Here is a 25,978-nt window from a genome sequence, read left to right on the forward strand (position 1 = left end):
TTGGGAAAGTGCAGGGAAACTGTGCGAACAGCACGATTTCGGGTACAAAAGACCTGTGATCCGCCCGGCCATTTCCACCGACCTGCCCGCTCTGCAAGACATCGAAATCGCGGCGGGTGCGCCGTTCCGCGACATCGGCATGGACGCCGTCGCCGACGATCCCCCGTTCTCACTCGACGAGCTGACCGAATACCTCCAGCTGGAATGCATCTGGGTCGCGGTCGACGCAGACGATGCCCCGGTCGCCTACGCACTCGTCGCCGTCGTCGACGGCGGCGCGCACATCGAGCAGGTTTCGGTCCACCCCGGCCACGCCCGCCAGGGCCTCGGCGCCCTGCTGCTCGACGAGATCTCGTCGTGGGCGGCCGTCCGCGGACTGCCCGCCCTCACTCTCACCACGTTCGTCGACGTCCCGTGGAACGCCCCCTATTACGAGCGGCTGGGTTTTCGCCCCCTGCCGGAGACCGACCTCACTCCGGGCCTGTCACGCATCCGCGACGACGAGGCCCGGCACGGTCTGGCCGCGTGGCCGCGGGTCACGATGACCCGCGCGGTGACCGCGCCGGTGCGCACCGCCGCCACCGCGCCTCAGCCGGGCTGACCGGGCCACTCACCGGTCGCCGCGAACCGGTCGAGCACCGCGGTCGGGCCTGAGAGGTCGATGCCCTCGCCTGCCACCCAGTCGTCGTCGAAGTAGGTGTCGGCGTACCGTTCGCCGCCGTCGCACAGGACGGTGACGACACTGCCGGACCGTCCGGCCGCGAGCATCTCCGCGACGACGGTGAACGCGCCCCACAAGTTCGTGCCCGTCGACCCGCCGACCCGGCGGCCCAGCACCGAACTGGCGTGCCGGGCCGTCGCGATGGACGCGGCGTCGGGCACCCGCATCATGCGGTCGATGACCTGGCCGACGAAGGACGGCTCCACCCGCGGCCGGCCGATGCCCTCGATCCGCGAGGGCATTCCTGTCGCGTATTCGCAGGAGTTGCTCTCGTAGCCGCCGAAGAACGCGGAGTTCTCGGGGTCCACGACGAGAAGGCGGGTCGCGTGCCTGCGGTACCGGATGTACCGGCCCAGCGTCGCGCTGGTGCCGCCGGTCCCGGCGCTCATGACGAGCCACTCCGGCACCGGGTGCTCTTCCTGAATCATCTGCTGGTAGATCGACTCGGCGATGTTGTTGTTGCCGCGCCAGTCGGTGGCCCGTTCCGCGTGCGTGAACTGGTCCATGAAGTGACCGTTCGTCTCCGCGGCGAGCCGACGGGCCTCGCTGTAGATCTCCGGCGGGTGGTCGATGAAGTGGCAGCGACCGCCCTGCGCCTCGATGAGGGCAATCTTCGCGCCGCTCGTGCTGCGCGGCACGACGGCCACGAAGTCGAGCCCGAGCATCTTCGCGAAGTAGGCCTCACTGACGGCCGTCGATCCCGACGACGCCTCGATGACCGTCGTTCCCTCGGTGATCCAGCCGTTGCAGATCGCGTACAGGAACAGCGACCGGGCCAGCCTGTGCTTGAGGCTGCCCGTGATGTGGGTCGACTCGTCCTTCAGATAGAGCTGCACACCCCAGTCGACGGGCAGCGGGTACCGCAGCAGGTGCGTGTCGGCGCTGCGCTGCGCGTCCGCGTCGATGAGGCGGACAGCGTTGTCGACCCAGTCGCGCGGCAAGCTCCGGTCGATGACGACGCAGTCGTCGACCGTCACCGGGACGTGCCCTCACCACGGAGCCGGGCACGCAGGTCGGCCTGGTCGGCGCGGCGCTGCGCGTCGAATGTGGCGATCCCCTCGTTGACCCGCTTGCGGAGTTTCGCGAACAGCAGCAGCGACAGCGGGAGCGCGATGAGGACCGCGAAGATCGCGGCGACGAGCAACGGAACGGCGACCCCGACGAGTGCGGCCACCCCGAGGATGATGGCGCCGATGACGACGACCAGCAGCAGCCGGGCGATCGAATAGATCGCGACGTCGCGCGCCAGCTGCCGCTTGGTCACCCGCCCGTCCTGCTTCGCTTTCGCGCTCGAATCTGCGGGCTCGACCTGGTCTTCTGGCTTCTCGGATGACTCGCTCACGGTCCCAGGTTACCCACCGCCGAGGGGGCTCCTCACACGTCCGACTTATCCGATTTGTCTATTACCTCCCCTTTACCAACATTAGATCGTTCGAGTACCCGGGGTCTCGGATGTCACGATGACCGAGATCAGTCGCAACAGCGGCCGGCTTCAGCACAGACCAGTCGAAAGCAGTGGAGGATCGTCGATGAGCGCACCCACCTACAACGGACCCGGATTCAGCGGATCCAACGAAGCCCTCATGACCCCGGGCCAGGTGGCTGCCCTGTTCCATGTCGACCCGAAGACCGTGACGCGTTGGGCGCACGCGGGGCGGCTCGGATCGCTGCGCACCCCCGGCGGGCACCGCCGCTTCCGCGAGGCCGAGGTCATGCAGCTGCTCCGCTCCCTCACGACAGAGGCGGGCCGACCCTGACGCTGCAGGCGGGCCGACCCTGACGCTGCAGGCGGGCCGACCCTGAGGTTCGCCGAGTAACACCGCACTGCCCGGACGCCCTGCGACCGGGTAGGTGCCCTCTGCTGCCGACGCGGCTACGCTCGAGGAATACCGGCTACCCTCGAGCGGTGTAAGGAGGTGCGCGGTGATCTATCTGTTGGCACTCATCGGGCTCGTGACAGTGGCGGTCCTGATGTGGAAGGCGTTCGGCCCGAATACGAGGCCCGTGCTGAGCACGCGGGTGCAGGGACCGGACGACGATCCGGATTTCCTGTGGAAGGTGGATCGGGAGACGCGTCGGAAGAAGTCCGACGAACCCGATGCCGGTCCGGCGGACCCGGCCGGATGAGAAACAGCCGTGGTGCCGGTTGGGCCGGCACCATCGGCGTCACTGCCTCAGCGACGGTCCTGTAGCGCGAAACTCGACGCCGGGAAGTCGGAGGCCACCGCGGCGGCCAGTTCGAGGAGTGCGTTGCGCGTCTTAGGACGCAGCCGCTCGAGTTCGATCTCGGCGCCCTCTTCGAGGTGCGGGTCGAACGGAATCAGCCGCACGAGGCGGCATCGCTGCTCGAAGTGCTCGACGACCTTCGGCAGATCCACCTTGCCCGACCTGGGGCGCACCGCATTGACGACGGCCACCGACCGGGCCACGAGTTCGCGGTATCCGTGGGCGTCGAGCCAGTCGAGTGTGGCGGAGGCGCTTCGGGCGCCGTCGACGGATCCCGAACTGACCACCACGAGTGCGTCGGCCTCTTCGAGGATGGTCTGCATCGCGGAGTGCATCAGTCCGGTGCCGCAGTCGGTGAGGACGATGCTGTAGAACTTCTCGAGCATCGTGACGGTCCGCGAGTAGTCGTCGGCGCTGAACGCCTCCGAGACGGCCGGGTCGCTGTCGGATGCGAGCACCTCGAGCCGGTGCCGGCTCTGCGACGTGTAACTGCGGACGTCGCTGTACTTTTCGATGCTCTTCTCGTCGCGCAGCAGGTTCCGCACCGTCGCGGGGGTCTCGAGGGGAATCTTCTGACTCAGCGTGCCGCGGTCGGGGTTGGCGTCGACGGCGATGACGCGGTCGCCGCGCAGTGATGCGAACGTGGAGCCGAGGGTCGCGGTGGTCGTGGTCTTGCCGACTCCGCCCTTGAGGCTGAGCAGCGCGATCTTGTAGCACCCCTGCAGCGGCTGGTTGACCTGCTTGGTCAGCTCGATCCGCCGCTGTTCCTTCGCGCTGTTCCCGACGTTGATGTAGCGGCCGGACAGTTGGTACAGCGCCTTGCGCCACCCGGTGGTGGGGGCGGGCTTGACCTGCTTGAGGAGCAGCGACGTCGACAGGTCACGGGCGGACACCGCGTACTGCTGATCGGCGTTCGTGTTGTGCGGACGATTCGCGGGCTGCTGGGGCGCGAACGCACCCGGCTGCGGCGGGGGTGTGTGCTGGACCGGCGGCTGCTGCGGGGGCGTGAACGCCGCCGGCTGGGGTGCCTGAGCCTGCGGTACGGCGGGGGCAGCCGGCGCCTGCTGCGGGGCGGGGGCCTGGGTCTGCGGCCGCACGGGTGCGGCGGCGGGGGCCTGGGCGGCGGGCTGTGCGAACGGATTGGGACCCTGCGGCTGAACGTACGGGGCCTGCCGCGCGGCGTTCCAGGCGACGGTCGATCCGGTGTCGTCCGCGGGCGGATTCGATGCAGGCCGTACCGGCTCCCACATGCCGGAGTTGTTTTCGGACATGGCTGAACGTCCCCCTCGTGAAGTCTCCATCGTCCCCACCGGATCTCACCGATCGGAGACGTCGCGGCGGAAGGATATCAGTCGGTGGCGACCGTCAGTTCAGGCCCGCGTACGAGTGCAATCCCGACACCACCATGTTGATGATGAACAGGTTGAACAGCATTGCGACGAAGCCCGCCACGTTGATCCATGCGGCCTTGGTGTCGCGCCATCCGGACGTCGCGCGGGCGTGCAGGTAGGCGGCGTAGATCACCCAGGCGATGAACGACACCGTCTCCTTGGGGTCCCAGCCCCAGAATCGGCCCCACGCCGCCTCGGCCCAGATCGCGCCGAGGATGACTCCGGCACCGAACAGCGGGAACCCGATGATGGTGGTCTTGTATGCCAGGCGGTCCAGTGTCTGCGCGTCCGGCAACCGCTCCGCGATCCGCGCGAACAGGCTCGTCCCCTCCTCGCCGTGCGGGTACCGCATGCGCAGCAGGAACAACAGGCTCGCGATGCCCGACACGAGGAACACACCGGAACCGACGCTCACGATGGTGACGTGGATCGGCAGCCAGTACGACCGCAGCGCGGGCACCACGGGTGCCGCGTCCGCGTACAGCACGGTGGCGGCGAGGAACATCAGGATCAGGACGGGAACGAGCAGGAACACCCACATCGACCGGTACGCCGGCTTCGACAGCAGTGCGAGACCGACGACGAGCGCGGCGGCGCAGGCCATGGTCACGAACTCGTACATGTTGCCGAGCGGGAACCGCTCGGTAGCGAATCCGCGCAGCACGATCGACGCGAAGATCAGTACCGTGCCGACGACGAGCACGGCGGCGCCCATGCCGCCGAAACGCTCGGACAGGGGCTTCTTCGGCTGCTCGACCACCCGACCGGGGACGTCGGGCGCTTCGGACGGGCGAGCGCCGGATCCGGCCGACACGAGTTCCCGGTCCTGCACGGCCTGCGCACGGGTGGACGCGTACTGCACGATGAGCAGCACGAGCGCCAGCACCAGCACGGTGAAGGCTGATCGGAAGGCCCAGTCGCTGTATTGCGCCAGTGTCTCGTTGGTCGTCATCGTTGGCTCTCCTGCGCGTCAGGCTTCGTGTCGTCCGTGAGCAGACGGGTGCAGAGCCGGCCGAACTCGTCGCCCCAGCCGGCCTGATCGGTCCGGGCGAGTCCACCAAGCTCTACTACAGTACGTCGTGGCCGCGGCTCGGCGGCGTCCGCGGGGTAGATGCGAGCCCAGATCCGGCGGCGCTTGACCAGCAGCGAGACGAGCAGTCCTGCCATCATCGTCAGGGCCGACACCAGCACCCACTGCTGCGCCGGGTCGTGCGACACCTGCAGGTTCACGAAGTCCACGGCGCCGTCGAACCGCACCTGGGTGCCGTCGGACAGGGTCGAACTCTCCCCCGGCTTCAGATTCACCCGGTCCTGCTTCACGAGGCGGCCCTGGTTGATCAGTTCCGTGTTGAGCGAGAACAGCGACTGCGGGTTGCCCGTGTCGAGGCCGGTGTCGCCCTTGTAGATGTCGATGGCGACGGCCGGGTCGTTCATCGCCGGGAAACTCGACGCCAGCAGGTTGCCGTGCAGCAGCGCGGTCGGGGCGAACAGCCCCTCGATCGCGATCTGGTTCTTCCGCCGCTCGTCGGTGTCGGGGTACATGCCGCCGGGCGGGTCGAACCGCATCGCGCCGCTGCTCAGGAATGTCGTCGCGTCGTCGGGACGCCACTGCAGCGTCTCGGTGCGGGTTTCCCCGTTCGGGAACGTGACGGTGAACGTCGGCGCATACCCGTGTCCCTGAAGGTAGACGCGGTCACCCTCGACGCGCAGCGGGTGGTTGACCTGCAACTGCCCGTCCCGCCAGGTGTTCGTCTCGAGGTCGTCGCCGGCCTGGTAGGCGATGTTGGACGTGAACATCTCGGCCTGACCGCTGTCGAGGTAGTCGGCGGCGAAGTCCTTCACCTTGATGCACAGCGGCGTCATGCCGGTGCCGTCCTGGGTGTTGCCCGCCTTGAACGAGTCGAACACCGCGGGCGAGGTGGTGCAGAACCCCGGACCGTTGTTGGCGACGACGATCACGTTGCCCTCGTAGCCGAACAGCTTGCCGACGGCGATCGCGACGAGCAGCGCGACGAGCGACAGGTGGAAGACGAGGTTGCCGAGTTCGCGGAAGTAGCCCTTCTCCGCGGAGATGGTGATCTCGCCGTCGTGGGCGGCCCGTTCCCCGCCCGCGCGGGTCTCGACCCGCCACCCCTTCAGGTGGGTGCGGATGCGCGCGGCGAGTTCCTCCGGTGTCTCGTCAACCCGGTCCTCGTGGTGGTGCGGCAGTCGCGCGAGGTTCCGCGGGGCGGGCACCGGACGGGTGCGCAGCGCCTTGGCGTGGTCGACGCAGCGGGGCAGGATGCAGCCGACGAGGGAGATGAAGAGCAGGACGTAGATCGCGGTGAACCAGAAACTGCCGAACACGTCGAACAGTTCGAGCTTGTCCATCCACGGACCGAGGGTCGGCCGGTTCGCGATGTACTCGTCGACCTTGCCTGCGTTGAGGCTGCGCTGCGGCAGCAGCGCGCCCGGGATCGCGGCGAGGGCGAGCAGGAACAGCAGCACCAGCGCCGTGCGCATGGACGTGAGGCCGCGCCACGTGTTGCGGACCAGCGCGAACGCGCGGCCCGGCAACGATTGACGGGGCACCGGTGCGGCTTCCGGGGCCTCGGGAGTCTGGATGTCGCTCATATCGGCAGGGTCACTTCCGAGATAAAGGCGTCGCGAACCCAGCCGACGAACTGGTCCCACGCGCCGGTGACGAGGGCGATACCCACGGCCACCAGCATGATTCCGCCGAAGATTTGAATCGTGCGCGCGTTGCGGCGCAGCCAGCCGACGCCGCGCAGCGCGCGGGACGAGCCGAGCGCGAGGATCACGAACGGCAACCCGAGGCCGAGGCAGTACGCGACGATCAGGGCCACTCCGCGGGCCGCGGTGGCACCGTCGGTGCCCGCGGCGAGGGAGATGACGCCCGCCAGGGTCGGTCCGAGGCACGGCGTCCAGCCCAGCGCGAAGACGGCACCGAGCAGCGGGGCCCCGGCCAGGCTGGAGATGCGCCGCGGCTCGAGCCGGGTGTCGCGCTGCAGGGCCGGGATCAGACCGATGAACACCAGGCCCATGGCGATGGTGACCACTCCGCCGACCCGCATCAGGACGTCGCGGTTGATCGCGAGGGCCGAGATGGCGCCGAACACCGACGCGGTGGCCAGCACGAACACCACAGTGAAACCGGCGACGAACAGGGCTGCGGCGCCCGCGACCCGCAACCGTCCGTCCGACACGGTCTTCGTCCGGGTGGCTGCTTCCTCAGCGGTGACGGCCGGGGCGTCCGCACCGACGACACCCGCGAGGTAGGACAGGTAACCGGGGACGAGCGGCACGACGCACGGCGACGCGAACGACACCAGACCGGCGAGGACGCACGCGCCGAGCGCGAGCAGCAGCGGTCCGGTGGCCGCGGTGGACTGGAAGGCGTCGCCGACGCCGCCGGCGAGAAGGGCAGTGCTGGTGTTCACGATTCCTGTGCCACCCGTTCGACCACCGGCTTCAGGTCCTCGACGAGCAGTTCCTTCAGGAACACCGCGGCCACGCGGTGTTCCCGGTCGAGCACGATCGTGGTGGGGATGACGCTCGTGGGGTAGTTCTGACCCAGCGCGATCATCGTCCGCATGGCGGGGTCGTAGATCGACGGGTACGACACCTTGTTGTCGATCACGAAGTCCTGCGCCTTGTCCTGCTGGTTGTCCCGCACGTTGATCCCGAGGAACGACACGCCCTGGTCCTTGGTCTCCTCGTACACCTGCTCGAGGTCGTTCGCCTCACCCCGGCACGGGCCGCACCACTGCCCCCACACGTTGAGGACCACGACCTGACCCTCGAAATCGTCGATCGAGGTGGTCTTACCCTCGGTCATCAGATCGGGTCCGGACACCGTGCCGATGGTGCCGCGGTCGGCAGGCGGGTCGTAGAAGATCTCCGTCTGACCGCCCGGCGACACGAAGTCGAACGTGCCGCCCTGAGCCACGGCGTCGTCGCCGGACGCACACGCCGACAGCGACACCGCGGCCGTACAGATCACCGCGAGAAGCCCGGCGAAGCGCCCCCGGTTCATGCCCCGGTCACCCTCGGATCCGACGCGCCCGCGGGCTCCGAGTACACGATGTCGATGAGGGTGTCGCCCTCGTAGACGAGCGACGTCAGCGACGCGAGACCGCACTGCCGGTGGCGCGGATCGTGCCACAGCCGCTCCCCCTGCAGGAACCGGCGGAGGGTCCAGACGGGGAGTTGGTGGCTGACGACGACGGCCTCGTGTCCGACCGCCGACACGCGGGCGGTGTTGACGGCGGCCAGCATGCGGTGCGCGATCTGCAGGTACGGCTCGCCCCAGGACGGTGTGAACGGGTCGCGCAGTTTCCACCAGTGCCGGGGACGGGACAGCGCGCCGTCGCCGACGGAGACCTTGAGTCCCTCGAATTCGTTGCCGGCCTCGATGAGGTTCTCGTCCGTCGCGATGTCGACGCCGTGTGCGTCGGCGATCGGGGCGGCCGTCTCCTGCGCCCGCTGCAGCGGTGAGGACACCACGTGCGTGATGTCGTGCTTGGCCAGCACCGACGCCACCGCGCGGGCCTGCGCCTCACCCGTCACCGACAGCCGGAACCCGGGGAGCCTGCCGTAGAGGATCCCTCGCGGGTTGTGCACCTCGCCGTGCCGGAGCACGTGCACGATGGTGCGGGTCTGTGTGTGGTCGGGATGATCGGCTTCGGTCACGTTGCGGTTCCTCGGGTCGGGGCGGGAGGTCAGGTGGGTGTCGGCGGCGGGGCCGCCGGCCCCCGGAGGGGAAGACTCGTCAGGGCTGGACGGCCGCGGCGGCGGCCTTCGCGGCGTGCGGCAGGGCGTCGGCGATGATCGAGAATGCGGTGTCGTCCATGGCGGCGGAGACGAACCACGCCTCGAACGCGCTCGGCGGCGGGTACACCCCGCGGGAGAGCAGTCCGTGGAAGAAGGCCGGGAAGCGCCAGGTCTGGGCGGCCTTGGCCTCGGCGTAGTTGGTGACCGGGTCTTCGCTGAAGAACACGCTGAGCATGGTGCCCGCGGTCTGCACGCGGTGCGGCACGCTCGCCGCGGTCAGTGCGTCGGACAGCAGCGTCCGCAGGGTGGCGCTGTTGCGTTCGAGGGCGTCGTACACACCCTGGTCCGCGGCGCGCAGGCTGGCGAGCCCGGCGGCGACGGCGACCGGGTTCCCGGACAGGGTGCCTGCCTGGTAGACGGGTCCGGCGGGGGCGAGGTGCGCCATGACGTCGGCGCGGCCACCGAACGCGGCGGCGGGCAGACCACCGCTCATCACCTTGCCGAACGTGTAGAGGTCGCCGGCGACGCCGTCGAGCCCGAACCAGCCGGCGGAGCTGACCCGGAATCCGGTCATCACCTCGTCCATGATGAGCAGTGCGCCGTTGTCGCGGGTCAGCTTGCGCAGGCCCTCGTTGAATCCGGGCTGCGGCGCCACCGCGCCCATGTTGCCCGCGGCGGCCTCGGTGATGACGCACGCGATCTGGCCCTCGTTCGCGGCGAAGGCCTGGGCGACGGCGTCGAGATCGTTGTAGGGCACGACGATGGTGTCCTCGGCCTGCGCGCCCGTGACGCCGGGCGACGTGGGGAGGCCGAACGTGGCCAGTCCCGAGCCGGCGTCGGCGAGCAGCGCGTCGACGTGTCCGTGGTAGCAGCCGGAGAACTTGAGGACCTTGGTCCGGCCGGTGAATCCGCGGGCGAGGCGGACGGCGCTCATGGTGGCCTCGGTGCCGGAGTTGACCAGCCGCACCTTCTCCACCGGTGCGACGCGGCGGACGATCTCCTCGGCCAGTTCGATCTCGCCCTCGGTGGGCGCGCCGAACGAGAGGCCGGTGGTGGCCGCCTTCTGCACGGCCTCGACGACGGCGGGGTGCGCGTGCCCGAGGATCATCGGTCCCCAGGAGCAGATGAGGTCGACGTAGTCGTTGCCGTCGACGTCGGTGAGCGTGTAGCCGGACGCTTCCCTGATGAACCGCGGGGTGCCGCCGACCGAGTGGAACGCCCGCACCGGGGAGTTGACACCGCCGGGAATGACCAGATCAGCCCTCTCGAAGAGCTGGGCGGAGCGGGAAGCGTGCACGTCGGGGTCACCGGAGGAAACAGTCACGGCCTCCAGTGTCCCAGTTCTGTCGAATTTGCCAACGACAGGGTGTAGTGGGTGGCCAGGATCACTCTGCCCGATCCGTCGCGCCGGGACGTTCCGGGACGAGCGAGGCGAACATCGCCCGCATCGCCATCATCGCCATCCGTCGATGATGCACCGCGTGCCGACCGGAGCTCACAGATTGCCGCGGGCCGCCTGTTCGCGCTCGATGGATTCGAAGAGGGCCCGGAAGTTACCTGCCCCGAACCCCAGCGATCCGTGCCGTTCGATCACCTCGAAGAACACCGTCGGCCGGTCGCCGAGCGGTTTGGTGAAGACCTGCAGGAGGTACCCGTCCTCGTCGCGGTCGACGAGGATTCCGCGTTTCTGCAGTTCCCCCACCGGCACCCGCACCGTGCCGATGCGGGCTCGGAGTTGCGGATCCTCGTAATAGGCGTCGGGGGTGGCCAGGAACTCGACGCCCTCAGCCCGCAGCGCGTCGACGGTCGCGAGGATGTCGCCGGTGGCGAGGGCAAGATGCTGGCAGCCCGGCTCACCGTAGAACTCGAGGTATTCGTCGATCTGCGACTTCTTCTTCCCCACCGCCGGTTCGTTGAGCGGGAACTTCACCCGGTGGTTGCCGTTCGCCACGACCTTCGACATGAGCGCCGAGTACTCGGTGGCGATGTCGTCGCCGACGAATTCGGCCATGTTCGTGAATCCCATGACCCGGTTGTAGAACCGCACCCAGTGATCCATCCGGCCCATCTCGACGTTGCCGACCGCATGGTCGAGCGCCTGGAACAGGCGAGCCGGTTTCCCCGGCCGCGCCGCGTAACCGCTCGAGCGCGAGACGAATCCCGGTAAGTAGGGGCCGTCGTACCGGCTGCGGTCGACGAGGGTGTGCCGGGTGCTGCCGTAGGTGGCGATCGCCGCGAGCCGCACGGTGCCGTGCTGATCGGTGACGTCTCGTGGTTCCTCGAGGATGGTGGCCCCCTGGGAGCGTGCGTGTGCGATGCAGCGGTCGACGTCGAGCACCTCCATGGCCAGGTCCACCACGCCGTCGCCATGGGCCCGGTGGTGGTCGGCGAGCGGGCTCTTCGGGTCCACGGCGCCGTGCAGCACGAACCGCGCCGTTCCGGATTCGAGGACGAACGACTTGTGCGAGCGCTGCCCGGTCTCCGGCCCGGCATAGGCGACGAGGGTCATGCCCCAGGTGGAGACGAAGTACTGCATGCTCTGCGTCGCATTGCCGCACACGAACACGACGGCGTCCATCGCGACCACGGGAAACGGGTCCGCGGTGTCGTCGTGTTCGACGAGCCCGACCAGCTGCCGGAGCTCGTCGGTCTCCAGGTGTGCGGCCACTTCGTGCGGCGTCAGGCGGATGTCGGCGATAGTCATACCCCACTGTGATCCAGCACACACCGCTGCGCAACGGTGCTTCTTGACGCTGTTCACTCTGTACAGAATGCTGGATCAAAATACGGATCGACCCTACATATTGACCAGGGACGCCATGAACATCGATCAACTCGACGCCGCACTGCTCGACCTGCTCCATGCCGAGCCGAAGGTCGGCGTGCTGGAGGCGTCGCGACGCCTGGGGGTGGCGCGCGGCACGGTTCAGGCGCGACTCGACCGGCTCGAACGCACCGGCGTGATCACCAGTTCGGCACCGACCCTCGACCCGGAGGCGCTGGGGTTTCCCGTGGTCGCGTTCGCCACCCTCGAGATCGCCCAGGGCAACGGACACGCCGCCGTCGTCGAGCATCTGACCGCCATTCCCGAAGTGCTGGAAGCGCACACGATCACCGGCGCCGGCGACGTCCTGGTCCGGGTGGTGGCCCGCACCCACGCCGACCTGCAGCGGGTGATCAACTCGATCGTCGACGGGCACAACGTCCTTCGTTCGTCGACGGTCATCGCGACGCAGACCCAGATCGCGCTGCGGCACGACCAGCTGGTCCGCGCCGCGGTCCCACCACCGCGCGCCTAGGGGTCCTCGGAACCCAGCTCGTCCAGCAGTGCACTGAGCAGGTAGCAGGCGTCGTCGAAACGGTCGTGGCCGACGAGGCCGCCCCAGTGGCGCTCGATCTCGGCGACCCGTATCGCGGCGTCCTGCAGCGCCTGCCGCCCCCGCGTGGTCGGGACGACGAGTTTCGCCCGCCGATCCCGCGTGTCCGGCACCCGCTCGACGTACCCGAGTTCCTCGAGATCGTTGATCAGTTCGGACGCGGCGGACAGACTCAGTTCGGCCCGGGCGGCGATCTCGGTCAGCCGCCGCCCGTCCCAGCCGATGTTGCCGAAGATCTGCAGATGCGGTGGCCGGATGTCGCCGTACCCGCGCTCCGCCATGGGTTCGCTCAACTCCCGGCGGAACTCGTGCAGCAGACGGACCAGCAACTGTCCCACCGCCGGCCGATCGGTCGGCAGACCTCTTGACCGTTCCATGACACAGGAGAATACTACGGTTACCGAAGTTTCGGTTTCCGAAGCAATTCTCGAGACGTCACTCATCTGGGGCATCCCATGGACACACGAACGATCACCCGCACGATCCCGACGAGCGTCGGGAACCTCGCCGTCCACGTCACCGGCAGCGGACCGCCGACCGTGCTCTGGCACAGCCTTTTCGTCGACTCGACGACGTGGGCTCCCCTGCGCAGCCACCTGGTCGCGGATCGGCGGCTGATCTCGATCGACGGACCCGGCCACGGGGAGAGCACCGCCGTGCAGCGACGGTTCACGCTGGAGGAGTGCGCCGCGGCGGCCGTCGCCGTCCTCGACGCGCTCGACATCATCGAACCCGTCGACTGGGTGGGCAACGCCTGGGGTGGACACGTCGGACTCGTCGCGGCCGCCCACAGTCCCGACCGGTGCCGCACCGTCGTGACGATCGGGACACCGACCCAAGCCCTCACCCGACGGGAACGCGCCAGGATCGTGCCGATGGTGTGGGCCTACCGCATCGCCGGGCCGATTCCACCGCTCACGACCGCGGTGATGAACGTCCTTCTCGGCAAAGAGCTTTCACGGAATCACCCGCAGCAGTTCCAGGCCGTCTCCCGGACCTTCCGGCAGGCGCCGCGGCGTGGCATGCACGAGGCGATGCAGTCGATCATGCTGCACCGCGAGGGGCTGGACCCGCTTCTCCCCCGGATCGGTGCACCGACGCTGATGATCGTCCCCCGCGCAGACACGATGATCTCCCTCGAGCAGGCACGTGCCGCCGCGGCGACTTTGCCGCACGGCGCGGCCACCGCGGTGGACGGCGCCGGCCACGTCACACCACTGATCGCGGATCCGGCCACCCTCGCCGACGTGATCACCGCGTTCTGGCGCGACCCGGTGCGATACCTGGCCGCGCTGTGATCACGTCGGCGGACCTCCCGTGACGAGCGGCCGTCCGGTGCCGGACCCCGTCGGTCCGGGACAGGAGTCGGTGTGGGACTACCCGCGACCGCCCGCGGTCCGGCGGAGCGACGAGCTGGTGGAGGTGTGGTTCGGCGGACAACTCGTCGCGCGCACCCGCACCCCGTTGCGAGTGCTCGAGACGAGCCACCCGCCGACGTACTACCTGCCGCGGTCGTGCTTCGCCGACGGCGTCCTGCGTCCGGTCGCCGGGAGCACGGTGTGCGAGTGGAAGGGGCGGGCGGACTATTTCGACGTCGTCGCGGGCGGACACGTCGCCGAGCGTGCGGCGTGGCACTATCCGCGGCCAGTTGCCGGCTACGACCTCCTTCTCGGGCACGTGGCGGTCACGCCCGGACCGATGGACGGCTGTTTCGTCGACGGCGAGCGGGCGCGACCCCAGGCGGGAGGGTTCTACGGCGGCTGGATCACCGATCGGGTGGTCGGCCCCTTCAAGGGTGGGCCCGGCAGTCGTTTCTGGTGATCGCCGCGGTCACACGCCTCACCCACTATCGTGAGACTCGTCCTTCTCCCACGGCGGCAAGTCGTCGACGATCAGGGCAACGAACCACGGCAGCGGAAGCGACACACCGATGATCGCCACAGCCGCCCACGGGTTGCCGGTGACTCCGTAGACCACCGCCGACAGCAGGAACGCGAAAGTCCTGCCGGACGCCACGATCACGTACCTGCGCACCCGTCGCCGATGCTGTTCCTCGAGTGACACCGACGCCGTGGTGATGCTGATCGGGTGGCGTGCGGTGCCACTCGGCGCGGAGGCCCACCGAGCGCCTGCACCTGTGACGGCGGACCGTAGTGCGTGGGAAAAGCTCACCGCACGGGAGTACCCGATACCGTCCCGGTCAGTCGCGGATGCCGCTGCGAATCCAGTGCTGGATCCGCCAGATCACGTTGTACGGGTTGAAGGGTGCGACATCGGAGGTGTCCCACTCCTAGGCGACCGCAGATGCTTAGAGCAAGAATGCTTCTCGGCGGTATCGGTATCGCCGGTTCCGCGACCGACGCCGCGCGCCTCACAGCGACGGCTACTGTCGAGTCATGGCCACCACAGCTGACCACTTGAGAAGCACACTCGACGGACGCTGGCGGGAGGTACGCGAGCGCGTCAGGGCGGAATTGTCCGGCGCCCCCGACTTCGCCCCGCACTACACCCCCGACCTCGACGAGGCCCGCGCCAAGGCGCTGGCACAGTTGCGCGTGCTCGCGAGCAACGGCTACGCGGCCGCCGGATTCGCGAAAGACCATGGTGGCACCGGCGACGCCGGCGCCGCCGTCACGAGCATCGAGATGCTGGCGATGTCCGACCTGTCGCTGATGGTCAAGGCCGGCGTGCAGTGGGGACTTTTCGGCGGCGCGATCGAGAATCTCGGCACGGCGCGCCATCACGAGGCGTACGTGAAGCGTCTCGTCGACCTGGATCTGCTGGGTTGTTTCGCGATGACGGAGACGGGTCACGGCAGCGACGTGCAGGCGCTCGAGACCACCGCCACGTACGACCCGGAGACAGCCGAATTCGTCGTCCACTCCCCCACACCGTCCTCGCGCAAGGATTACATCGGCGGCGCGGCGCAGCACGCGACGACGGCCGCGGTGTTCGCGCAGTTGATCACGGGCGGCGAGTCCCGGGGCGTGCACTGCTTCGTGGTGCCGATCCGGGACGAGGAGGGCAACGACCTCCCCGGCGTCCACACGTCGGACTGCGGCTACAAGGGTGGCCTCCCCGGGGTCGACAACGGCCGGATCACGTTCGACCAGGTGAGAATTCCGCGGGAGAACCTGCTCAACAAGTACGCCGATGTCGAGCCGGACGGCACGTACACATCACCGATCGACAACGCGAACCGCCGCTTCTTCACGATGGTGGGCACTCTCGTGCGCGGACGCGTCACCGTCGGCGGGTCCGCGGGCGCCGCCGCCCGTGTCGCGCTGTCGATCGCGACCCGTTATGCCTTGCAGCGCAGGCAGTTCAACGCGCCTCAGGCCGAGGACGAAGTGCTGCTCATGGACTATCTCGTGCACCAGCGCAGGCTGTTCCCGCTGATCGCACGCTCCTACGCACTGCAATTCGCGCAGAACGAACTCGTCGCCACGATGCACGAGATCCAGAGCCGTGACGACGCCGACCCCCAGGAACAGCGCGAACTCGAGGGCCGCGCCGCCGGGCTCAAGGTGGCGAACACCTGGCACGCCACCCGCGCGATCCAGGAGGCCCGGGAAGCGTGCGGCGGTGCCGGGTACATGGCCGAGAACCGGCTCACGGCGCTGAAGGCGGACACCGACGTGTTCACCACGTTCGAGGGCGACAACCACGTCCTGACTCAGCTGGTGGCCAAGGAACTGCTCACGTCGTATGCGGACGAGGTGCGCGGCATGAGCCCCGTCGAATGGATGCGGTTCGCGGCCACGACGGTCTCCGACGTCGTCAAGAAGCGCACCGCCGCACAGCAGATCATCCAGACGATCCTCGACACGAGGCAGGACAACGAGGAGGACGGCAGCCTCTTCAACCGCGGCACCCAGCTCACGATGTTCGAGGATCGGGAGCAGTACCTGCTGTCGACCGCCGCCCGCCGCCTGCAGGGTGCGCAGAAGCGCGAGGAGAACCCGTTCGACGCCTTCAATTTCGTGCAGGATCATGTGCTGCACGCCGCGCAGGCTCACATCGACCGGATCGTGCTCGAGGCGTTCGTCGCCGGCATCGACGAGTGCGAGGACGACGAGGCCCGCGACCTGCTGAGCGATGTCTGCGACCTCTACGCGCTGAGCGTGATCGAGGAGGACAAGGCGTGGTTCATGGAACACCGGCAACTGTCGGTGGAGCGGTCGAAGGCGGTGCAGAGGGGAATCAACGAGCGGTGCCGGTCGTTGCGGCCGCACGCGCAGACGCTCATCGAGGGGCTCGGGGTTCCCGAGGCGCTACTCGGCTCCGCGATGCTCGACGGTCCCGGGACCGACACCGTCCGCAAGACCCAGATCTTCCGGTGACGGGGCCGGCTCGGCGGGTTCGCCCGCCGGGCCGGGTCGTAGCCGGCGCACCGAATCGATCACCAGCAGTCCGGCGACCGCCACCAGTGCGGCGGCGACGGCGATCCACGACCCCGTATACGCGGTGCCCTCGAACGAGGGCGCACCCGGCGCGACGGGACCGAATTCCGACGTGACCCGGGCGTGGTTCCAGCACCACACTGCGACGGCGAGGGCGGCCACGGCGCCGAGCCACTCCGCGGCCGCCGTCACGGTCCGGCGGTTCATTCGGAAGATCCTCCCGCCGAATTCGCGAGCAGCGATTCGAGTTGCGCGCGCAGTGCCACGTCGTCCTTCGCCCACGCCTGCACGAGGGCGCCGCCCCGCAGTCGCAGTCCGATGCCCTTCCGGCGTCGCGGAACCGCGGACAGTTCGCCCAGACTCCGGGCGGTTTCCCACGGCTGCTGCTCGTACGACTCGGGGTCGGCGGGGGGCATGATCTTCAGAATCTCGGTGATCGGCAGGTCTTCGGTGCCCTGCCGCAACGACGACGTCGTGAGTTCGACGCTCGCATGCCTGCGCGCGGCCACCACCTGCACGTAGACGAACCCGCTGAGCAGCACCGCGAACAGCGACAGCGCGAACCAGTGCACCACAGGGCCGGTCAGAAGTTCGATGATCAAGGCGATCAGGCAGAACACCGGACCGAACGCCAGCATCCGCCAGCGGGCGCCCGGCTCACTGAACAGGACGGCAGTTTCGCTCACACGCTCATCCTGCGACATCGCGGTCCGCGAGGAATACGTGGGGCTCGTCAGGACAGCACGCCGGGGATCACGACGAGCAACAGAGTCAGTAGCACGAAGGCCACGATGATCGCGAACATCATTGCTTCTTTGCGAGACCCGTGTGCTCGATCGTCAGCGCGCATGGAGAAAAGTCCTTCGGTCGAAATGAAGTCTGCCGTTCTACCCTTGTGACGTACTTCACGGTACATCTTTATATTTCACGAGCAAATCGAAGCTACTCGGCGGAGGGTGGCAACCTCAGGAAGTAGCTGTTGGAATCCTTCCGGTGCATCAGCACGACGGCGCCGACTGCCACCACGGCCTGCAGGATCTGCACGCCGCCGAGTGCGAGCGCGGAAGCGCTTCCGTCCGATCCGATACCGAAGAGCACCGGGATCGTCCACACCACCATCATCACGCACGCGATGGTGATCAGCATCCTGGCCCAGTTCCGGCCCTTCCGCATGAAGTGCACGAACAGGACGAAGAGCCCGGTGAGGATCAGAATGAGGACGACCGTGAACCCGATACCCACGTAGAACAGCTTCTCCACACCGTCGCGGGTCATGTCGACCTCGCCGGACGTGAAGCTGGGGTTCTTCATCAGTTCGTCGACGAACGTCGACTTCTCCCCCACCACGAGAACCATCGCGGCCAGCGCCTGGACCAGACCGAGCACGGCCACCACCCACAGCAACTGGGCCGCGGTGCCGACGTCGACCGGTGCCGGACGTTCGGGCTTCGGCTGCGGCACCGGCGGGGGGTACGGGAAATTGTGCGGGGACGGGCTCTGCTGATGCGGGGCCTGGTGCGGCGGTGTCGGTGGCCACTGCTGGGTCATGGCACCACCGTATCCGCCTGCGAGGCGATCACAACCAGCCCGCCGCTTCGGTCGCCCAGTAGGTCAGCACGACGTCGGCGCCCGCGCGGCGGATGCTGGTGAGCGATTCGAGGATCGCGGCGTCCCTGTCGATCCAGCCGTTCTGCGCGGCGGCCGTGATCATCGAGTACTCACCCGAGATCTGATACGCCGCAACGGGCACCGGCGAGCGGTCCGCCGTCTCGCGCAGGATGTCCAGGTACGACATCGCCGGCTTCACCATCACCATGTCGGCACCCTCGTCGACGTCGAGGTCCACCTCACGCAACGATTCGCGGCGGTTCGCCGAATCCTGTTGGTACGTACGGCGATCGCCCTGCAACGACGAACCGACCGCCTCACGGAACGGCCCGTAGAACGCGGAGGCGTACTTCGCCGAGTACGCGAGCTGACCGACGTCGGTGTAACCCTCGCCGTCGAGCGCCTTCCGGATGGCGCCGACCTGGCCGTCCATCATTCCGCTCGGCCCGAGCAGATGCGCACCGGCCTCGGCCTGCGCGACCGCCATGTCGACGTACCGCTGCAGCGTGAGATCGTTGTCCACCGCACCGTTCGCGTCGAGAACACCGCAATGGCCGTGGTCGGTGAACTCGTCCAGACAGGTGTCCGCCATGATCACCGTCGCGTCGCCGACTTCGTCTGCGAGCCAGCGCAATCCGCGGTTCAGAATACCGTCCGGATCGGACGCACCCGAACCCTCGGGATCCTTGTCGTCGGGACGCGGCACCCCGAAGAGCATGAGCCCGCCGAGCCCCGCCTCGGCCGCCTCCGTGGCCGCCCGCCGCAGCGAGTCGGGGGTGTGCTGGAACACGCCGGGCATCGACGAGATCTCGCGAGGCTCGTCGATCCCGTCCGCGACGAACATCGGCAACACGAGATGCCGTGGCTCGAGCGAAGTCTCGGCCACGAGCCGGCGCAGCGCCGGCGTCCGGCGGAGCCGTCGCGGGCGGTGGGTCGGAAACACGGACATGCCCTCCTTCGTCGGGCCTGTGAGTGGTTGACGAGTCCCTGGACTCCTCAACCACGCACAGGCGCGTAGCGCCTATCGCCGAGCGCGGGACTTCTTGCGCGGCGGGGGCAGTGCGCCCTCGGCGCGCAGGCGCGCGGCGTGCTCTGCGAGAGCCTCCACCAGCGGGCCGACCTGAGCGGTCTCCGGCTGCACGTCCACGCGCAGACCGAACTCGATGGCCGTCTCGGCGGTCTTGGGACCGATGCAGGCGACGAGGGTGCGCGCGTGCGGCTTTCCGGCGATACCGACGAGGTTGCGGACCGTCGAGGACGAGGTGAAGCAGACGGCGTCGAACCCACCGGTCTTGATCATCTCGCGGGTCTCGGCCGGCGGCGGCGCAGCCCGGACGGTGCGGTACGCGGTGACGTCGTCGATTTCCCAGCCGCGTTCGCGCAGGCCCTCGGCGAGCGTCTCGGTGGCGATGTCGGCGCGGGGCAGCAGAACCCGGTTGACCGGGTCGAAAACATCGTCGTACGGGGCGAATTCGGCCAGCAGGCCTTCGCTCGACTGCTCACCGGACGGCACGAGTTCGGGGTTGATTCCGAACGAGCGCACCTTGGCTGCGGTGGCCTCGCCGATGCAGGCGATCTTGACGCCGGAGAACGCGCGGGCGTCGAGCCCGAACTCCTCGAACTTCTCCCACACCGCACGCACCGCGTTGGTGGAGGTGAAGACCACCCACTGGTAGCGGCCGTCGACGAGGCCCTTCACGGACCGTTCCATCTGTGCCGGGCTGCGGGGCGGCTCGACGGCGATGGTGGGCACCTCGATCGGGATGGCGCCGTGGGTGACGAGGCGGTCGCTCATCTCGCCTGCTTGATCCTTGGTGCGCGGCACCAGGACCTTCCAGCCGTACAGCGCGCGCGACTCCCACCAGGACATCTTGTTGCGCTGGGCGACGACCTTGCCGACCGTCACGACCAGCGAACCGACCAGTTCCGAACCGGCCTCGTTCAGCGTCGCGAGGGTGGCTTCCACCGTGCGCTGCTGGCGGGTGGTGCCGCGGACAGTGATGGCGGCCGGGGTCTGCGGGGCCAGACCGTGCTCGACGAGGGCGCTCGCCGTCTCGGCGAGGTGGCCCGACGTGGCGTGCAGGACCAGCGGTCCGGGTGCGGCGGCCAGGGCTGCCCAGTCGACCTCGCCGCGGACGTCGGCCTCGGTGTGTCCCGACCCCAGTGCCATACCGGCGTAGGAGGGGACGGCGGACGCGGACGGCAGGCCCGGCAGGACCTCGAACTGCACCTGGGTGCGGGCGACGGCGGTGACCTCGGCGATCACGGAGTCGGTGGTCAGCGGGTCGCCGGACACCAGACGCACGACGTCGTGGCCGTTCCTCGCCTCGTGGACGAGGGTCTTCGCGACCTCCGCCGGCTCCCCCAGTGCGGGACGGACCTCGGCGAGCGGCTCACCGGTCTCGGCGTCGACGCCCAGGTCGGTGCCCACCAGAACGGTGACGCCCTTGTCGACGTCGGGGTCGGTGAAGGCGAGGGTGGCTGCGGCAAGGACGTCCCGTGCGTGCACGGTGAGCAGTGCCGGATCGCCCGGTCCGGATCCCACGAACAGGATTCGTCCGGGGGTGTTCTTACGGACTCGGCTCATCGGTAATTCTCCAGTGCGATCATGTGTCGAGATGGGTACAGGAAGCGGATCGGCCGATCAGTCGGCCTTCGCACATCAAACATCGGCATCACCGGCCTCGGTGACATTCATCAGCTCCCGCGCACCGAGCTCGAGAAGCTCCCGCGCGACGGAGCGGCCGAGTTCTTCGGCGTTCTCCGGGGAGCCCACGGCCCCCGTGCGTATGACGTCGGAACCGTCGATGGCCGCGGCGCAGCCCCGGACGGACAGTTCGTCGAAGATGCGGCCGTCGTCGTCGAGGGATTCGACGACCTCGGCGATGGCGCCGACGGGCGCGGTGCAACCGGCCTCGAGTTCCGCGAGCAAGGCACGTTCCGCCGTGACGGCGGCGCGGCTGTTCGGGTCGTCGAGCTCGGACAGGATCGCCACGAGGGCCGTGTTCACCGACAGGCATTCGACGGCGAGCGCGCCCTGCGCGGGTGCGGGCAGCATCTGGACCGGTTCGAGGGACTCGGTGATCAGGTCCAGTCGCCCGATCCGCGCCAGGCCCGCCCGGGCCAGGATCACGGCGTCGAGTTCACCGGATTCGACCTTGCCGAGGCGCCGCTGCAGGTTGCCGCGCAGCGGCTGGATGTCGAGGCCGAGGCCCAGCGCCCGCAACTGCGACGTGCGCCGAGGTGCGGACGTGCCGACCTTCGAACCGGCGGGCAGCTCACCGAGGACCAGTCCGTCGCGGGCCACGAGCGCGTCGCGGGGATCCTCGCGCGGCGGAATGGCCGCGATCGTGAACCGCTCGTCGCGGGCGGTCGGCAGGTCCTTGTAGGAGTGGACGGCCACGTCGACCCGGCCGTCGGCGAGCGCTTCCCGGAGTTCGGCGGTGAAGACGCCGACACCGATCTTCTCCACCGATTCCATGGACTGGTCGCCCTTGGTCTTGATGATGACGAGTTCGGCGTCGTGCCCGGCCGAGATCAGTGCGTCGCGCACGGTTCCGGCCTGGGTGGTCGCGAGCTCACTCCCACGGGTTCCGATCCGCAGCGTACGGGTGCCGACGGCGCTCATGCCTGCGATTCCTTCCCATGGTTGTCGTCTCCGACGAAGCGGCGCAGGCGCGGGTCCTGGCCTGCGATGAAGCCGTCGGTGATGTCGATGGCACCCAGGTCGGCGCCACCGAGTTCGGTGGGCTTCGCTACGGCCTCGACGGATCCGGGGCTGAGTTCGAACAATTCGCGCAGAGCGGCGGCGTAGGAGTCGCCACCGGGCGCGGAGGCGAGCTGTTTCACGCGGACGGTGGGCGCGTGCAGGAGCTTGTCGACCACTCGCCGCACCGTGCGGGCGACCTCGTCGCGCTCGGGATCGTCGAGTCCGGGCAGACGCGAATCCAGTCGCATGAGCTCCGCCTCGACCACGTCCGCCGCGCGCTGGCGCAGGGCCGTGACGGTCGGCGTGACCTCCGCCAGCCGCTGGCCTGCGAGGTAGTTGGCGAGTTCGGCGGCGACGATCGTCCGGGCGGCGTCGGCGTCGGATGCGGCCGCGCCCGCGGCGGGATCGCGCTGCAGCGATTCCATGTCGAGGACGGTGACCCCGGGCAGACCGGACACGGCGGGTTCGACGTCGCGGGGCAGTCCGAGGTCGCAGATGACGAGGGGGCGTTCGGGAGCGCGGCCGGGCTGTGCCAGCGCGCGGTGGGTGTCCGCGAGCGTGACGACGGCGCCGACCGCGCCGGTACAGGTCACGAGGACATCCGCCTGGGCCATCGCGTCCGCGAGTTCGGCCAGGTCGAGGGCCTCCGCCGCGACGCCGTTGGACCGGGCCGTGTCGGCGAGGTGTTCGGCGCGCTCCTTGGTGCGGTTCACGACGACGATGCGGCCGATCCCGGCACGCGTGAGGTGTGCGACGGACAATCCGCCCATCGATCCGGCGCCGACCACGACGGCGGTCCGTCCGGTCAGTCCGCCTGCGCCGACGATGCCGGCGGCGCGGTCGAGGGCCACGGACACGACGGACGCGCCCGCGGAGTCGATACCGGTCTCCGAGTGCACCCGCTTGCCGACGCGCAGCGCCTGCTGCGCGAGTTCGTGCAGCGTGCGGCCCGCGGCCTGCTGGGCGTCGGAGGACGCGTACGCGGTCCGGATCTGCCCCAGGATCTGCTGCTCGCCGATCACCATCGAGTCGAGACCACTGGCCACGGCGAACAGGTGCTCCGCCGCAGCCTCGCTGTAGCGGACGTACGCGTGCCGGTGCAGATCGGTCAGATCGAGCCCCGAATGGTCGGCGAGCAGTTCGCCGACCTCGGCCAGCGCACCGTGGAACGCATCGACGACGGCGTAGATCTCCACCCGGTTGCAGGTGGAGACGATCATCGCCTCCGAGATGTGCGACGACGCCAGAAGCTTGTCCGTCAACTTCGGGCGATCGGTGTCGGTGACAGCCACCCGCTCGAGAACCGGCACCGGGGCCGTCCTGTGCGAGACCCCGACAAGCAGAACACTCACGGCGCGATCACTGATCCGTTTCTTGGTGCGGTGGACGGGACAGCCGAATGTCCGATGCGGACGCGGGGAGCGGTGGGTACCGATTCCGTGTTGCGTGCGCTGTTGAACGACAGGACCTGCATTTCGACCGCGAGGTCGACGCGGCGCATCTCGACGTGATCGGGGACGTCGAGGGAGGTGGGCGAGAAGCTGAGGATGCAGCGCAGTCCGGCGCGCACGAGACGGTCGGCGACTTCCTGCGCCGCCTCGTCGGGGGTCGAGATGACTCCGATGGTGGCCTCGAGTTCGGCGCAGGCCTGCTCGAGTTCGTCGACGTGCCGCACGGTGAGGTCGCCCACCGGCGCACCGACCCGCGCCGGGTCGCTGTCGAACAGTCCGACCATGGAGAACCCGCGCCGGCCGAAACCGCCGTAGCCGGCGAGCGCCTGGCCGAGGTTCCCGACGCCGACGAGCACCACCTTGTGTCCGCGGTCCAGGCCGAGCGCCCGCTCGATGCGGGCCCGCAGGCGCGTCACGTCGTAACCGACGCCCCGCACACCGTTCGGGCCCAGGAAGGAAAGGTCCTTGCGAAGCTTCGCGGAGCCGACACCGGAGGCGGCGGCGAGTTCCTCGCTCGAGACGATGATCGTGCCGCGTTCGGTCAGCACTCCGAGGACCCGCAGGTATGTCGCGAGGCGCGTCACCGTAGCCTGGGGGATGTCCCGCGATTCGGCGAGCGGGGCCGCGCCGGTGCCCGAGGGGGCCGGCGACCCGACCACAGACTGCCCGACCGCCCCCGTGACGCCAGGGGCCACAGACCCATGCGTCTGGTGCGTTTCGGTCACGTCGTTGGCTCCTCGTCCGACCGGCATTCGATGCCGTTCTTCACGATGCTCCGGGGAATTGTTCACACCACGGTAACTGCTTGTGAACCCATGCACAAAGTCGCTGCGACTGCGCGACATGCGGTCCTACCTGCACGGCATCGGACGATCCCACTTTTAGGGTTCCCTTACTTGCGTAAATCCGAGCGAAGGCGCTCTTCGTCGACCTCCCAGTAACTGTGCTCACGTCCGTCGAGCAACACCACCGGCAATCGGTCGCCGAATTCGGCCCGGATTTCGGGGTCCGTGGCCGCCGCCGCGTCGACGTCTATGCACGTCAGTTCCAGCCCGAACTCCTCGCACAGAACCAGCAACCGCTCGCGGGCCGGCGCGCACGCACCGCACCCCGCCCTCGTGAGAAGCGTCACCTCGTGTCCACCCGTGCTCATGCCCCGCCACTTCCTTTCGACGCCTCCGGTGGAGTCACTGTGCCGTTTCGGGGTCCGCGGACGCCAATCGGCTCGGAGATGAACGTCACACAGTTCCCCCCGCGGGGCCATCCACCCGCCCCGTCCCCGATTCGGGGGATAGGCTGCTCCCAGAGGCTTCTGCGATACGGGAGGTGCGAGTGCCTGCGCGATCACTACCGAACGGCTCGGGTTTCGGTTCAGGTCTGGCGGGGATCATCCTCCCGGGCCGACGCCAGTTCAGGAATCCGCTGGGACCCAGCGAAGCCGAGGTACGTGCCAACGTCGCAGGTGAGGCGAGCGCCGACGCGGCCCTCGCACTTCACGTCGCGTCCGGCGAGGACACCGAACTGGTCGAACACGACGTTCCCCTCGACCTGACGGCCGCCGCGTTCTTCGACGTCGACAACACGATGGTCCAGGGCGCCTCGATCATCCACTTCGCGCGCGGGCTCGCCGCCCGCAAGTATCTGAAGACGTCCGACCTCCTCGACTTCGCGTGGAAGCAGGTCAAGTTCCGCGTCACCGGCAAGGAGAGCAGCGACGACGTCGCCTCCGGCCGGGAGAAGGCCCTGTCGTTCGTCTCCGGACGGTCGACGGCCGAACTCGCCCGGCTCGGTGAGGAGATCTACGACGAGGTGATCGCCGACAAGATCTGGCCCGGCACCCGGGCGCTGGCGCAGATGCACCTCGACGCCGGACAGCAGGTGTGGCTCGTCACCGCGACCCCGGTGGAACTGGCGCAGGTCATCGCGAAACGCCTCGGCCTCACCGGCGCCCTCGGCACGGTCGCCGAGAGCGAGGACGGGATGTTCACCGGACGTCTGGTCGGCGACATCCTGCACGGCCTCGGCAAGGCACACGCCGTGCGTGCCCTCGCGGTCCGCGAGGGCCTCAACCTCAAGCGCTGCACCGCCTACTCGGACAGCCACAACGACGTGCCGATGCTGTCGCTCGTCGGGACCGCGGTCGCGATCAACCCCGACACCGATCTGCGTGAGCTCGCCAAGAACCGGGGCTGGGAGATCCGCGACTTCCGGACCGGACGCAAGGCCGCCAAGATCGGCGTTCCCACCGCGCTGCTCCTCGGCGCGGCAGGCGGCGCACTCGCCGCCGTCGTCGCGCGCCGCCGCGAACAGGCGGCCTGA

At 68.8% G+C, this 25,978-nt stretch carries 29 protein-coding genes; 8 read left to right on the top strand and 21 right to left on the bottom strand.

Annotated features, from left to right (window positions below; genetic code table 11):
• Positions 1–55 precede the first annotated feature (55 nt).
• Complete coding sequence (locus JWS14_RS10360; RefSeq protein WP_095862564.1) at positions 56–601, top strand: GNAT family N-acetyltransferase; 546 nt, start codon at positions 56–58, stop codon at positions 599–601.
• On the opposite strand, the gene cds1 is transcribed toward JWS14_RS10360, so the two are convergent.
• Positions 589–1,698: an L-cysteine desulfhydrase Cds1 gene (gene cds1, locus JWS14_RS10365; RefSeq protein WP_072939932.1), complete on the bottom strand. Its 1,110-nt coding sequence runs from the start codon at positions 1,696–1,698 to the stop codon at positions 589–591. The two genes, JWS14_RS10360 and cds1, sit on opposite strands and share 13 nt — an antisense overlap.
• Positions 1,695–2,063: a DUF4229 domain-containing protein gene (locus tag JWS14_RS10370; RefSeq protein WP_095862563.1), complete on the bottom strand. Its 369-nt coding sequence runs from the start codon at positions 2,061–2,063 to the stop codon at positions 1,695–1,697. The genes cds1 and JWS14_RS10370 overlap by 4 nt, the downstream gene beginning before the upstream one ends.
• A gap of 187 nt (positions 2,064–2,250) precedes the next feature.
• Between JWS14_RS10370 and JWS14_RS10375 the strand changes: the two genes are divergently transcribed.
• Positions 2,251–2,478, top strand: coding sequence for a BldC family transcriptional regulator (locus tag JWS14_RS10375; RefSeq protein WP_005252019.1), 228 nt, complete (start codon positions 2,251–2,253; stop codon positions 2,476–2,478).
• Positions 2,479–2,644: 166 nt separating this feature from the next.
• Positions 2,645–2,848 carry a hypothetical protein gene (locus JWS14_RS10380; RefSeq protein ID WP_072939927.1) on the top strand — a complete coding sequence of 68 codons (204 nt, stop codon included), beginning with the start codon at positions 2,645–2,647 and terminating at the stop codon, positions 2,846–2,848.
• Positions 2,849–2,895: 47 nt separating this feature from the next.
• Here the strand turns inward: JWS14_RS10380 and JWS14_RS10385 are convergent, their stop codons facing one another.
• The 8 genes from JWS14_RS10385 to hppD all read right to left on the bottom strand — a co-directional run bounded on the left by JWS14_RS10385 (position 2,896) and on the right by hppD (position 11,815).
• On the bottom strand, positions 2,896–4,218 hold the full coding sequence (locus tag JWS14_RS10385) for a MinD/ParA family ATP-binding protein (RefSeq protein ID WP_072939924.1): 1,323 nt from the start codon (positions 4,216–4,218) through the stop codon (positions 2,896–2,898).
• A 94-nt stretch (positions 4,219–4,312) separates the two neighbouring features.
• Entirely contained in the window at positions 4,313–5,290 is a 978-nt protein-coding gene (gene ccsB, locus JWS14_RS10390; protein WP_072939922.1) for a c-type cytochrome biogenesis protein CcsB, read from the bottom strand.
• The gene (gene resB, locus JWS14_RS10395) at positions 5,287–6,951 is read right to left on the bottom strand and encodes a cytochrome c biogenesis protein ResB (RefSeq protein WP_095862562.1); all 1,665 of its coding nucleotides are present in this window, start codon (positions 6,949–6,951) and stop codon (positions 5,287–5,289) included. Before resB ends, ccsB begins: the two co-directional genes overlap by 4 nt.
• Positions 6,948–7,778, bottom strand: a complete 831-nt coding sequence (locus tag JWS14_RS10400) for a cytochrome c biogenesis CcdA family protein (RefSeq protein WP_072939917.1) — start codon at positions 7,776–7,778, stop codon at positions 6,948–6,950. Before JWS14_RS10400 ends, resB begins: the two co-directional genes overlap by 4 nt.
• The gene (locus JWS14_RS10405; protein ID WP_095862561.1) at positions 7,775–8,374 is read right to left on the bottom strand and encodes a TlpA disulfide reductase family protein; all 600 of its coding nucleotides are present in this window, start codon (positions 8,372–8,374) and stop codon (positions 7,775–7,777) included. Before JWS14_RS10405 ends, JWS14_RS10400 begins: the two co-directional genes overlap by 4 nt.
• Complete coding sequence (locus JWS14_RS10410) at positions 8,371–9,030, bottom strand: histidine phosphatase family protein (RefSeq protein ID WP_043826371.1); 660 nt, start codon at positions 9,028–9,030, stop codon at positions 8,371–8,373. The genes JWS14_RS10405 and JWS14_RS10410 overlap by 4 nt, the downstream gene beginning before the upstream one ends.
• Before the next feature lie 79 nt (positions 9,031–9,109).
• On the bottom strand, positions 9,110–10,435 hold the full coding sequence (gene hemL / locus JWS14_RS10415) for a glutamate-1-semialdehyde 2,1-aminomutase (RefSeq protein ID WP_095862560.1): 1,326 nt from the start codon (positions 10,433–10,435) through the stop codon (positions 9,110–9,112).
• Positions 10,436–10,606: 171 nt separating this feature from the next.
• Entirely contained in the window at positions 10,607–11,815 is a 1,209-nt protein-coding gene (gene hppD / locus JWS14_RS10420; RefSeq protein ID WP_095862559.1) for a 4-hydroxyphenylpyruvate dioxygenase, read from the bottom strand.
• A gap of 115 nt (positions 11,816–11,930) precedes the next feature.
• Here hppD and JWS14_RS10425 point away from each other — a divergent pair, with 115 nt between their 5' ends.
• Positions 11,931–12,410 (top strand): Lrp/AsnC family transcriptional regulator, encoded by a 480-nt coding sequence (locus tag JWS14_RS10425; protein ID WP_012688922.1) that lies wholly within the window; start codon positions 11,931–11,933, stop codon positions 12,408–12,410.
• Here the strand turns inward: JWS14_RS10425 and JWS14_RS10430 are convergent.
• Entirely contained in the window at positions 12,407–12,865 is a 459-nt protein-coding gene (locus tag JWS14_RS10430) for a MarR family winged helix-turn-helix transcriptional regulator (protein ID WP_179377614.1), read from the bottom strand. The two genes, JWS14_RS10425 and JWS14_RS10430, sit on opposite strands and share 4 nt — an antisense overlap.
• A 78-nt stretch (positions 12,866–12,943) precedes the next feature.
• Here JWS14_RS10430 and JWS14_RS10435 point away from each other — a divergent pair, with 78 nt between their 5' ends.
• Both JWS14_RS10435 and JWS14_RS10440 read left to right on the top strand, forming a co-directional pair.
• Positions 12,944–13,786, top strand: coding sequence for an alpha/beta fold hydrolase (locus tag JWS14_RS10435; protein WP_095862557.1), 843 nt, complete (start codon positions 12,944–12,946; stop codon positions 13,784–13,786).
• 19 nt (positions 13,787–13,805) lie between these two features.
• The gene (locus tag JWS14_RS10440) at positions 13,806–14,309 is read left to right on the top strand and encodes a DUF427 domain-containing protein (protein ID WP_095862556.1); all 504 of its coding nucleotides are present in this window, start codon (positions 13,806–13,808) and stop codon (positions 14,307–14,309) included.
• 18 nt (positions 14,310–14,327) lie between these two features.
• Here JWS14_RS10440 and JWS14_RS10445 read toward each other — a convergent pair whose 3' ends face one another.
• Positions 14,328–14,660: a DUF3099 domain-containing protein gene (locus JWS14_RS10445; protein WP_095862555.1), complete on the bottom strand. Its 333-nt coding sequence runs from the start codon at positions 14,658–14,660 to the stop codon at positions 14,328–14,330.
• A 224-nt stretch (positions 14,661–14,884) separates the two neighbouring features.
• Between JWS14_RS10445 and JWS14_RS10450 the strand changes: the two genes are divergently transcribed.
• Positions 14,885–16,831, top strand: coding sequence for an acyl-CoA dehydrogenase family protein (locus JWS14_RS10450; protein ID WP_072939890.1), 1,947 nt, complete (start codon positions 14,885–14,887; stop codon positions 16,829–16,831).
• On the opposite strand, the gene JWS14_RS10455 is transcribed toward JWS14_RS10450, so the two are convergent.
• From JWS14_RS10455 to JWS14_RS10495, 9 genes are all read right to left on the bottom strand, one after another.
• Positions 16,763–17,098, bottom strand: coding sequence for a hypothetical protein (locus JWS14_RS10455; RefSeq protein WP_095862553.1), 336 nt, complete (start codon positions 17,096–17,098; stop codon positions 16,763–16,765). The two genes, JWS14_RS10450 and JWS14_RS10455, sit on opposite strands and share 69 nt — an antisense overlap.
• Entirely contained in the window at positions 17,095–17,577 is a 483-nt protein-coding gene (locus tag JWS14_RS10460; RefSeq protein WP_095862754.1) for a hypothetical protein, read from the bottom strand. The genes JWS14_RS10455 and JWS14_RS10460 overlap by 4 nt, the downstream gene beginning before the upstream one ends.
• 256 nt (positions 17,578–17,833) lie before the next feature.
• Positions 17,834–18,439 (bottom strand): hypothetical protein, encoded by a 606-nt coding sequence (locus JWS14_RS10465; protein WP_072939885.1) that lies wholly within the window; start codon positions 18,437–18,439, stop codon positions 17,834–17,836.
• Positions 18,440–18,467: 28 nt separating this feature from the next.
• Positions 18,468–19,442: a porphobilinogen synthase gene (gene hemB / locus JWS14_RS10470; protein WP_072940421.1), complete on the bottom strand. Its 975-nt coding sequence runs from the start codon at positions 19,440–19,442 to the stop codon at positions 18,468–18,470.
• A gap of 78 nt (positions 19,443–19,520) precedes the next feature.
• Positions 19,521–21,086: a bifunctional uroporphyrinogen-III C-methyltransferase/uroporphyrinogen-III synthase gene (locus JWS14_RS10475; RefSeq protein ID WP_005251986.1), complete on the bottom strand. Its 1,566-nt coding sequence runs from the start codon at positions 21,084–21,086 to the stop codon at positions 19,521–19,523.
• A 75-nt stretch (positions 21,087–21,161) separates the two neighbouring features.
• Entirely contained in the window at positions 21,162–22,127 is a 966-nt protein-coding gene (gene hemC / locus JWS14_RS10480) for a hydroxymethylbilane synthase (protein ID WP_072939883.1), read from the bottom strand.
• Positions 22,124–23,560 (bottom strand): glutamyl-tRNA reductase, encoded by a 1,437-nt coding sequence (locus JWS14_RS10485; RefSeq protein WP_072939879.1) that lies wholly within the window; start codon positions 23,558–23,560, stop codon positions 22,124–22,126. Before JWS14_RS10485 ends, hemC begins: the two co-directional genes overlap by 4 nt.
• Positions 23,557–24,411, bottom strand: a complete 855-nt coding sequence (locus JWS14_RS10490; protein ID WP_072939876.1) for a redox-sensing transcriptional repressor Rex — start codon at positions 24,409–24,411, stop codon at positions 23,557–23,559. Before JWS14_RS10490 ends, JWS14_RS10485 begins: the two co-directional genes overlap by 4 nt.
• 140 nt (positions 24,412–24,551) lie before the next feature.
• Positions 24,552–24,812 (bottom strand): glutaredoxin family protein, encoded by a 261-nt coding sequence (locus JWS14_RS10495; protein ID WP_072939874.1) that lies wholly within the window; start codon positions 24,810–24,812, stop codon positions 24,552–24,554.
• Between the two features lie 179 nt (positions 24,813–24,991).
• On the opposite strand from JWS14_RS10495, the gene JWS14_RS10500 reads away from it, so the two are divergent.
• Positions 24,992–25,978 (top strand): HAD family hydrolase, encoded by a 987-nt coding sequence (locus JWS14_RS10500; protein ID WP_072939871.1) that lies wholly within the window; start codon positions 24,992–24,994, stop codon positions 25,976–25,978.

Origin of the sequence: Rhodococcus koreensis, assembly GCF_017068375.1 — a bacterium.
Taxonomy (GTDB): Bacteria; Actinomycetota; Actinomycetes; order Mycobacteriales; family Mycobacteriaceae; genus Rhodococcus_F; species Rhodococcus_F koreensis.

Bases quoted from the DNA above. Each gene is read 5' to 3' on its own strand.
- JWS14_RS10490 (WP_072939876.1), bottom strand. From the start codon at position 24,411: ATGCCGGTCGGACGAGGAGCCAACGACGTGACCGAAACGCACCAGACG.
- JWS14_RS10455 (WP_095862553.1), bottom strand. From the start codon at position 17,098: ATGAACCGCCGGACCGTGACGGCGGCCGCGGAGTGGCTCGGCGCCGTG.
- JWS14_RS10375 (WP_005252019.1), top strand. From the start codon at position 2,251: ATGAGCGCACCCACCTACAACGGACCCGGATTCAGCGGATCCAACGAA.
- JWS14_RS10385 (WP_072939924.1), bottom strand. From the start codon at position 4,218: ATGTCCGAAAACAACTCCGGCATGTGGGAGCCGGTACGGCCTGCATCG.
- JWS14_RS10495 (WP_072939874.1), bottom strand. From the start codon at position 24,812: ATGAGCACGGGTGGACACGAGGTGACGCTTCTCACGAGGGCGGGGTGC.
- JWS14_RS10405 (WP_095862561.1), bottom strand. From the start codon at position 8,374: ATGAACCGGGGGCGCTTCGCCGGGCTTCTCGCGGTGATCTGTACGGCC.
- JWS14_RS10425 (WP_012688922.1), top strand. From the start codon at position 11,931: ATGAACATCGATCAACTCGACGCCGCACTGCTCGACCTGCTCCATGCC.
- ccsB (WP_072939922.1), bottom strand. From the start codon at position 5,290: ATGACGACCAACGAGACACTGGCGCAATACAGCGACTGGGCCTTCCGA.
- JWS14_RS10435 (WP_095862557.1), top strand. From the start codon at position 12,944: ATGGACACACGAACGATCACCCGCACGATCCCGACGAGCGTCGGGAAC.
- hppD (WP_095862559.1), bottom strand. From the start codon at position 11,815: ATGACTATCGCCGACATCCGCCTGACGCCGCACGAAGTGGCCGCACAC.
- hemC (WP_072939883.1), bottom strand. From the start codon at position 22,127: ATGAGCGCCGTCGGCACCCGTACGCTGCGGATCGGAACCCGTGGGAGT.
- JWS14_RS10450 (WP_072939890.1), top strand. From the start codon at position 14,885: ATGGCCACCACAGCTGACCACTTGAGAAGCACACTCGACGGACGCTGG.
- JWS14_RS10475 (WP_005251986.1), bottom strand. From the start codon at position 21,086: ATGAGCCGAGTCCGTAAGAACACCCCCGGACGAATCCTGTTCGTGGGA.
- resB (WP_095862562.1), bottom strand. From the start codon at position 6,951: ATGAGCGACATCCAGACTCCCGAGGCCCCGGAAGCCGCACCGGTGCCC.
- JWS14_RS10430 (WP_179377614.1), bottom strand. From the start codon at position 12,865: ATGGAACGGTCAAGAGGTCTGCCGACCGATCGGCCGGCGGTGGGACAG.
- JWS14_RS10465 (WP_072939885.1), bottom strand. From the start codon at position 18,439: ATGACCCAGCAGTGGCCACCGACACCGCCGCACCAGGCCCCGCATCAG.